The following is a 6,510-nucleotide window of genomic DNA, read 5'->3' as shown; positions in this document are numbered from 1 at the left end:
CATCCGCGTGGTCGACCTGACCCCAGCAGCCATCGGCCCCTACTGTGTGCCGGTGGTCAACCTGGAAGAACACCTGGGGGAGGGTAACGTCAACATGGTCACCTGCGGTGGTCAGGCGACGATTCCCATGGTGGCGGCAGTGTCCCGCGTGGCCAAGGCCCACTACGCCGAGATTGTGGCGTCAATATCCAGCAAGTCGGCTGGCCCCGGCACCCGCGCCAACATCGACGAGTTTACCGAGACCACCTCCAAGGCCATCGAAGTGGTGGGCGGCGCCCAGAAGGGCAAGGCCATCATCATCCTGAACCCGGCCGAACCACCTTTGCTGATGCGGGACACCGTCTACGTGCTGTCCGAAGCTGCCGACCAAACGGAAGTGGAAGCCTCCGTGGATGAGATGGTTAAGGCCGTCAACCGTTATGTGCCCGGTTATCGCCTCAAGCAGAAAGTGCAGTTTGATGTGATTCCCGAAGACGAGCCCATGAACGTTCCGGGTCTGGGTAAGTTCAGCGGCCTGAAGACCTCCATCTTCCTGGAAGTGGAAGGCGCCGCCCATTACCTGCCGGCCTACGCCGGCAACCTGGATATCATGACCTCCGCTGCACTCGGTACCGCCGAGCGCATCGCCGAATCGCTGGTCAACTGAGGAGGAACGAACCATGACCTTTAATCCCGGTAAAAAGCTCTACATCTCCGACGTGACCCTGCGGGACGGCAGCCACGCGATTCGCCACCAGTACTCCATCCAGAACGTGCAGGACATTGCTCGTGCCCTGGACAAGGCGAAAGTCGACAGTATAGAAGTGGCCCACGGCGACGGCTTACAGGGCTCCAGCTTCAACTACGGCTTCGGCGCCCACACTGACCTGGAGTGGATCGAAGCGGTGGCAGACGTGGTCACCCACTCGAAGATCGCCACCTTGTTACTGCCCGGTATCGGAACCGTCCACGACCTGGACAATGCCTACAGCGCTGGCGCAAGAATCGTCAGAGTGGCCACCCACTGCACCGAAGCAGATGTGTCAAAGCAGCACATTGAACACGCTCGCAAGCTCGGCATGGACACCGTCGGCTTTCTGATGATGAGCCACATGCAGACCCCGCAGGGGCTCGCCGAACAGGCCAAGCTGATGGAAGACTACGGTGCCACCTGCCTGTACGTGGTGGACTCCGGCGGCGCCATGAACATGAACGACATCCGGGACCGCTTCCGGGCGCTCAAGGATGTTCTCAAGCCGGAAACCGAAACCGGCATTCATGCCCACCACAACCTGGCGCTGGGTGTGGCCAACTCCATCGTGGCAGTGGAAGAGGGCTGTGACCGGGTTGATGCTTCCCTGGCGGGTATGGGCGCCGGCGCGGGCAATGCCCCGCTGGAAGTGTGCATCGCCGCCTTCGACAAGATGGGGTGGGAGCACGGTACCGACGTGTATGCGCTGATGGACGCGGCGGACGACATCGTCCGGCCGCTTCAGGACCGCCCGGTCAGGGTGGATCGTGAAACCCTGGCCCTGGGCTACGCCGGCGTTTACTCAAGCTTCCTGCGCCATTCCGAAGTGGCGGCGCAGAAGTACGGCCTGAAGACCGTTGACATTCTGGTGGAGCTGGGCAAACGCCGCATGGTGGGTGGCCAGGAAGACATGATTGTGGATGTGGCGCTGGATCTTCTGGCGGCGCGGAAGGAGCAGAATGCATGAGCAAGACATTAAGTCGAGAGCAGGTGCTGGCACTGGCCGAGCACGTGGAAAACGCCGAACTGCAGGCCCAGGACATCACCAAGGTTACCAATGACTATCCCGATATGACCTTCGAGGATGCCTACGACGTGCAGTGGGAAATCCGTCGTCGCAAGGAAGAGCGAGGCAACAAGATCGTGGGCATGAAAATGGGCCTCACATCCTGGGCAAAGATGGCCCAGATGGGTGTCGAAACCCCCATTTACGGCTTCCTGGCGGACTATTTCAGCGTGCCGGATGGCGGTGTGGTCGACACCAAGGAGCTGATCCACCCGAAAATTGAAGCAGAGATTGCCTTCGTTACCAAGGCGCCCCTGAAAGGCCCCGGCTGCCATATCGGCCAGGTGCTGGCCGCAACGGACTTCGTGATTCCCGCCGTGGAAGTCATCGATTCCCGCTACGAGAACTTCAAGTTCGACCTGGTAAGTGTCGTGGCGGACAACGCCTCATCAACCCGGTTTATCACCGGTGGCCAGATGGCCGATGTGGCGGACGTGGACCTGAAAACCCTGGGAGTGGTGGTCGAGAAAAACGGTGAAGTTGTCGATGTAGGCGCGGGCGCCGCCGTGCTCGGTCATCCGGCGTCCAGCGTGGCGATGCTGGCCAACCTGCTGGCAGAACGGGGTGAACATATCCCAGCGGGCACCTTCATCATGACGGGCGGTATCACCGCAGCGATCGCCGTGGAGCCTGGTGACAATATCACCGTACGTTACCAGGGGCTGGGAACTGTTTCTGGCCGATTTGTATAAACAAGGAGGCTCTATGCCCATTGCCCAACTTTATATTATTGAAGGCAGAACCGACGAGCAAAAGGAAACTCTTATCCAGGAAGTGAGTGAGGCTATGGCCCGTTCCTTGGATGCGCCAATGGATCGTATCCGGGTGATGATCACGGAAATGCCCAAGCAGCATTTCGGCATTGGTGGCCAATCTGCAAAGAAACTGGAGCGTTAAGCCCCGGCAATTACTGCGAAATTTTCTTCGGAGAAGTAACGTGAACAAATCGCTACGTCAGCCTCATCAGCAAACTAATCCTCCAGAGATTGAGCGACAGGCAGATAAGATCTCACTCACCCTGCACTGTGTCGAGCCCCCGCAGACCGAGTTGACGGAAGCCCAGAACCAGTTTGATCTCGCTATTGATCGCCTTAACTAGGTGTTTACGTCGCATGAGCCAAGAGCATTGACTGGGCGATTGGATGTCCGGCGACATTATATCGTGCAGTTCCCCGTCATTGCAGGCCTTGCGCGCCTACTTTCGACGGGTTGAAGTCACGGGTCAGGCTCAAGGCTATGATTCTACGCTTTCTTACGGTAGCCGCGAGAAAACCACTGACGCCATATCAGGCCCTGAAGATGATGAGCCTTATGTATAATCAGGACTCCTTTTGACCCCGTCATCACCTACTGCAATGGATTTTGGGCTCGAATAGGCTAAAATTTCCTAAAATCACAATGACAAAAATCAAAAATAGGATAAATAAGATGACTAAGTTGCTAGCTAATGTTTTAAGTCAGGCGACGGTTTTCGAATTCGCTCATCCGGAAGTGGTCTCGGAATTTGTAAACAAAAAAATTGGCCGTCACACAATTGAAGTAATGAATAGCCAAAAATCTCTATCACGTTTGAGTTTTACAGAAATTTCTGGGCTTGGGCTATCCTCTATTTCCTATGGTGGTGAGGTAAAAATCAAAAGTCCGGAGCTAGAAGATGCATTTCACTTGCAAATAATAACGGAAGGCGAGTGCAAGATCACTTTTAAGGACGAAAAAGTTCTTTTGAAGAAAGGTGACGCAATAATATTAAATCCGCATGAATTAATAATACTTGACTATTCTCATGACTGCGAAAAGCTAATCATTAATGTGCCTGAAAGCGAATTTCAGTCTGCTGTCATTGGTGATCTGGGGCATATTCCGAAATCAGGTATTCGTTTCAAACGACTTCCAGTAAGCCTTTTTTGTTTCCCGTCATTGGTGAAACTCTTTGAGTCTGTATTTCTGGAGGTTGAGAATTGTGACTCTGACCTTTTTTGTGTTTTTGATCCATACAAAGAAATTATGGTAAAGAAAATTTTGCGAACATTTCAAGGAAATTTTAATATATATGAGAAGTCTGTGAATGCTCATCCCTGCATGGAAAAAATTACTCAATATATAGATAATAATCTGAAGAATGATATTAGCTTAGATGAGTTATGTTTTATATCAAAGGTTAGCGTTCGTTCAATTTATAATATGTTCTCTGCCTCATTTTCAACAACTCCTAGAAGTTATATAAAAAACAGAAAGCTTCAGAAGGTTAGGGAGGAATTGCTAGGTGGCCGCGCGAAAAATGTTACTGAGGTTGCGTTCGATTACGGATTTATGCACTTAGGGAGACTGTCTTGTGATTATAAGAAGCTATTTGGTGAGTTGCCTTCTGAAACCCGAAGGGCGTTACTGCTAAACGATACAAAAGTAAGCGAACATTATGGTATTCCCCCCAACAAAATAGAGACGCCCCATTAGTTAGGGGTTCTACCCCGTTTCCACGGACGGGTTTAAAACGGCGGACAGCTTCCGATCCTGATCAGCGACTCTACGTCGCATCTTGGGATTATGGAACCGTTCAATGTAGTCGAAGACATCAGCTCGCGCTTCGTTCTGAGTGCGGTAACGCCGGTGGTGAACTCGCTCACGCTTGAGCATTCCGAAGAACCCCTCACAGGCAGCGTTATCGCCACAGTGGCCGACGGCACTCATACTGCTCACCAGGCGGTTGCTGCCGAGATATCGCTGGTAGTCACCACTGGTAAATTGACTGCCTCGATCTGAATGCAGAATAACCGGAACTTCCCCCTGGCGCTGCCAAACCGCCATCTCAACCGCTCTGATCACCATGTGCCGATCCTGCCGGTGATGCATGGACCAACCAACGATCAGCTTGCTGAACAGGTCGAGGACCACGCACAGAAAGAGCTTTCCCTCCTGCGTAGGTATCTCGGTAACGTCCGTCACCCACTTGGTGTCCGGTTCCAGAGCGGAGAAGTTCCGCTCCTGGTGATTCCGGATTCCCGGTGGCCGATGAGATCGACGCCCCAAGCGTCCGCGCTTTTTTGCGTGGCCAACCCTGAATGCTGTGTTTGGCCATCAACCGAGCAACACGATTCAGACTGGTTGACGTGCCTTCGGCAATCAGGTCCTCGTGCATTCGGGGTGAGCCAATCATGCCACCGCTTTCGTCATGAATCTCTCTGATGCGTGACAGCAAGTGCTGATTCGCCTTTGCGCTGGCGGACTCAGGGCGAGATACCCAAGCGTAATAATCGCTGGCCGACACCTTCAGGCATCTGCACATAGGACGTATTGGGAAATGGCTGCGACAACGTCGAATCGCCTGATACCTCAGGACGACTCCTTTGCGAAGAACACTGCCGCTTCGTGCAAAAAATCACGCTCCTTCTTTACACGGAACTACTCTCGCTTGAGACGGGCAACCTCTTCGTCTCTGGGGGAACCAGAGCCTGTAAAGGCCTTATCCGTCTCCTCATCCGCTTCTCCGCGCCAACAGGTTGGGATTGATGCCGATCTCCAAGGCTACCTGGCGAAAACTCACACCGGGTTGCCGGGTTAAGGCGATGGCTTCGCGTTTGAACTCTGGGCTATATTTTCTGCGTCTGGACATGAACACTCCTTTGGCACAGTGTGCCTCTTTTTAGGAATGTCCGCAGTAACGGGGTAGGAACCCCCCGTCTCACGGTCGACAATCATAAAGCGTTGTTCTCTAGGCGTAATGTGTGAGAACTGCACAACTTTTTTCGGGGCTTTTGGTCTAGATGACATTTGGATACTTGAAACCTAAAAGATAAAACTTGTTTTATAAAAAACAATAAAAACAAGGTTTTGAAGGATTATTCTTATGTATCCGCTAGTATAGTGCGTTTAACCCGTTCAGCAACTAAGATCTTACGAAGTGATGGGGAAGTGGAATAGTAATAAAAAGCCCCCGAAGAACAAGGTTTCGGGGGTCAAAGATTGTAAATCTGTTAAAGCTATCAAGTAACCAGTTTATATGGCTATGAACACTTACTATCGCCACAAGACAGGCAAGTTGCACACCCATCCATCACAATCACCGCCTTGGTGCTGCACTTGCCGCACATGGTGGCGTTGGGCGGGTAGTCGCCGGCTTTGTCGTCGTTCGTGGCCGTGGTGTGGCTGGCTTCGAATTCGGCGCGTTTTTCGGCGAGGATGCGTTTGGTGACTTCGCTCATTTCCTCGCTTTCAATCAGGCCGATGGCCTTGAGGTGCTTCTCGATCACGGCGCCGATTTCGGCGACGAGAGAGGGCATGAATACGCCGCCTTTCTTGAAGTAGCCGCCGTTGGGGTCGTACACGCTGCGCAGTTCTTCCACCAGGAACGTCACGTCGCCGCCTTTGCGGAACACGGCGGAGACAACGCGGGTGAGGGCGATAACCCACTGGAAGTGTTCCATCGACTTGGAGTTGATGAACACTTCGTACGGCTGCCGGCTTTCGTGGTCAGTGCCTTCGTTGAGCAGGATGTCATTGATGGTGATGTACATCGCGTGCTCGGCCACCGGCGGTTTGATCTTGTAGGTTGTGCCCAGCAGGAAGTCCGGCCGTTCGATGTATTCGTTCATCTCAACCGGTTTGTTTTCCGGCTGCGCGGCTGGCTGTGCTGCTTCGGGGTCGGCTTTCTTTACGCGGTAGCCGACGATTTTGTTGCTGATTTTAACGGTCATGTTCGTTGTCCTGTGTCGGTTCC

At 53.1% G+C, this 6,510-nt stretch carries 7 protein-coding genes and 1 pseudogene; 6 read left to right on the top strand and 2 right to left on the bottom strand.

Annotated features, from left to right (window positions below; genetic code table 11):
* The 6 genes from ACTRWH_RS10075 to ACTRWH_RS10050 all read left to right on the top strand — a co-directional run.
* Nucleotides 1-646: acetaldehyde dehydrogenase (acetylating) (locus ACTRWH_RS10075; RefSeq protein WP_462826376.1), on the top strand; the 646-nt coding region annotated here is incomplete at its 5' end.
* 13 nt (nucleotides 647-659) lie between these two features.
* Nucleotides 660-1,697, top strand: a complete 1,038-nt coding sequence (dmpG, locus tag ACTRWH_RS10070; RefSeq protein ID WP_228210720.1) for a 4-hydroxy-2-oxovalerate aldolase — start codon at nucleotides 660-662, stop codon at nucleotides 1,695-1,697.
* Nucleotides 1,694-2,488, top strand: coding sequence for a 2-oxo-3-hexenedioate decarboxylase (dmpH, locus tag ACTRWH_RS10065; protein ID WP_228210719.1), 795 nt, complete (start codon nucleotides 1,694-1,696; stop codon nucleotides 2,486-2,488). Before dmpG ends, dmpH begins: the two co-directional genes overlap by 4 nt.
* A 13-nt stretch (nucleotides 2,489-2,501) precedes the next feature.
* Nucleotides 2,502-2,693, top strand: a complete 192-nt coding sequence (locus ACTRWH_RS10060; RefSeq protein WP_007152415.1) for a 2-hydroxymuconate tautomerase — start codon at nucleotides 2,502-2,504, stop codon at nucleotides 2,691-2,693.
* 40 nt (nucleotides 2,694-2,733) lie between these two features.
* On the top strand, nucleotides 2,734-2,895 hold the full coding sequence (locus tag ACTRWH_RS10055) for a hypothetical protein (RefSeq protein ID WP_157132742.1): 162 nt from the start codon (nucleotides 2,734-2,736) through the stop codon (nucleotides 2,893-2,895).
* 329 nt (nucleotides 2,896-3,224) lie between these two features.
* Complete coding sequence (locus ACTRWH_RS10050; RefSeq protein WP_085680900.1) at nucleotides 3,225-4,250, top strand: AraC family transcriptional regulator; 1,026 nt, start codon at nucleotides 3,225-3,227, stop codon at nucleotides 4,248-4,250.
* A 9-nt stretch (nucleotides 4,251-4,259) separates the two neighbouring features.
* Here ACTRWH_RS10050 and ACTRWH_RS10045 read toward each other — a convergent pair.
* Both ACTRWH_RS10045 and ACTRWH_RS10040 read right to left on the bottom strand, forming a co-directional pair.
* Nucleotides 4,260-5,406, bottom strand: a pseudogene (locus ACTRWH_RS10045) (IS3 family transposase).
* Nucleotides 5,407-5,797: 391 nt separating this feature from the next.
* Complete coding sequence (locus ACTRWH_RS10040) at nucleotides 5,798-6,487, bottom strand: TSCPD domain-containing protein (protein WP_085680898.1); 690 nt, start codon at nucleotides 6,485-6,487, stop codon at nucleotides 5,798-5,800.
* Between the last annotated feature and the right edge of the window lie 23 nt (nucleotides 6,488-6,510).

It is taken from the genome of Marinobacter sp. G5_S1_61_S3 (assembly GCF_054968585.1).
The sequence above is the reverse complement of the archived record's forward strand: the minus strand, read 5'-3'. Positions and strand labels throughout refer to the sequence as shown.